Source organism: Herbaspirillum sp. B65, from assembly GCF_000333555.1.
Lineage (GTDB): Bacteria > Pseudomonadota > Gammaproteobacteria > Burkholderiales > Burkholderiaceae_D > Herbaspirillum > Herbaspirillum rubrisubalbicans.
Window position 1 is genome coordinate 1 of sequence record NZ_BADI01000140.1, and the last position, 1,400, is coordinate 1,400.

Consider the following 1,400-nt stretch of genomic DNA (forward strand, 5'->3'; position numbering starts at 1 on the left):
CGGCCTGCAAATGGCACGGGGCGGCCTGTTGATCGAGGCCGCGCTGGAAGGCATAGGCGCCGTATCGCTGCGCTTTGCCGGCTAGCCCCTAGCTCCTAGCTCATCAACTGCGCAATCAAACGTCCCACCTCGGCGTGCAGGGCATCGCGCCGTGCATCGTCGGCGGCATTTTCAGTGAGATAGACCGCAAACAGCAGCGGCTTGCCCTGCGGCGTCCACACCACTCCCACATCATTGGCTGTGCCCAGGCGCCCGGTGCCGGTCTTGTCGCCGACCTTCCAGCCAGCCGGCAGGCCGGCACGCACCCGCTTGTCGCCGGTCTGGTTGGCCAGCAGCCATTGGGTGAGCTGCGCTCGTGAGGCCGGTGTGAGCGCATCGCCCAGCACCAGGCGCTGCAGGTCAGCGGTCATGGCAGCCGGAGTGGTGGTGTCGCGTGGATCGCCGGGCACCGCTTGGTTCAGGGCCGGCTCGTTGCGATCCAGCCGGGTCAAGGCGTCGCCCAGCGTGCGCACGAAGGCCGTCATGCCGGCGGGACCGCCCATGCTGGCCAGCATCAGGTTGGCGGCGGTATTGTCGGACAGCGTCACAGCCGCTTCGCACAGTTGCGCCAGGGATAGGCCAGTGCCACCCACATGCTTGCCGGTGGTGGGCGAGTAGGGGATCAGGTCGCGCTGGTGATAGACGATGCGGCGCGTCAACTGTTCCCGTCCTTCATCCACCCGGCGCAGCACGGCCGCCGCCGCCAGCCACTTGAAGGTGCTGCACATGGGGAAGCGCTCATCGGCGCGATATCCCCATTGGCGAGCGCCGGCCGTATCCACCAGCGAGACGCCCAGGCGTCCCCCGACGTCGGCTTCCAGCCGCGCCAGGCGCGCGCTGATGGCTGCCGTATCCACGCTCTGGCTGGGCTGCTGCGGGCCAGCAGCCCAACTGCGATGGATCAATCCGCTGGCGGTCAGTGCCGCCAGGGTCAGGAAATGTCGGCGTTTGAACATGGGTTCTCCTTGGTGACGATAACGCTAGGGCAGCATCATAGACGGTGGCGTGGGCCTTGGTCACGATGCGATCTTCTGTTGCGATGGTGCATGGAGAGACCGTGCAAGTGAACGTTTGTTCGCAATACTGCTGACCTGTCCTTTGGGGAGGGTGAGGGAAGCTTGTTGATGCGTTCGATATCCGCGCGTTTTTCACGCGCCACGTCGGATATCCGCTCCCATGGCGACTTTGCGGGATGTGCTGTGTGGCGCTTCAGGGCCCCTGTAGGTACTCCTGAACTGATGATTACGCGCAACAGTGATGTAGATGTCAGACAATTTCTGATAGACGTCGGCTCTGCATCGACATAGAATAAATGATATAAACAATTTATACGGTTAGTGCCGGGCCGTATCTGACAGACC

The 1,400-nt window shown here is 63.4% G+C and carries 1 protein-coding gene; it reads right to left on the reverse strand.

The window, feature by feature from the left end; translation table 11 throughout:
• Positions 1-95: 95 nt before the first annotated feature.
• A complete protein-coding gene (bla, locus tag I5W_RS03780; RefSeq protein WP_044528230.1) occupies positions 96-995 on the reverse strand; it encodes a class A beta-lactamase in 900 nt (299 codons plus the stop codon).
• Positions 996-1,400 lie beyond the last annotated feature (405 nt).

What these genes read in the sequence shown, in the direction of transcription:
- bla (WP_044528230.1), bottom strand. Translation starts at nt 995, where the DNA reads ATGTTCAAACGCCGACATTTCCTGACCCTGGCGGCACTGACCGCCAGC.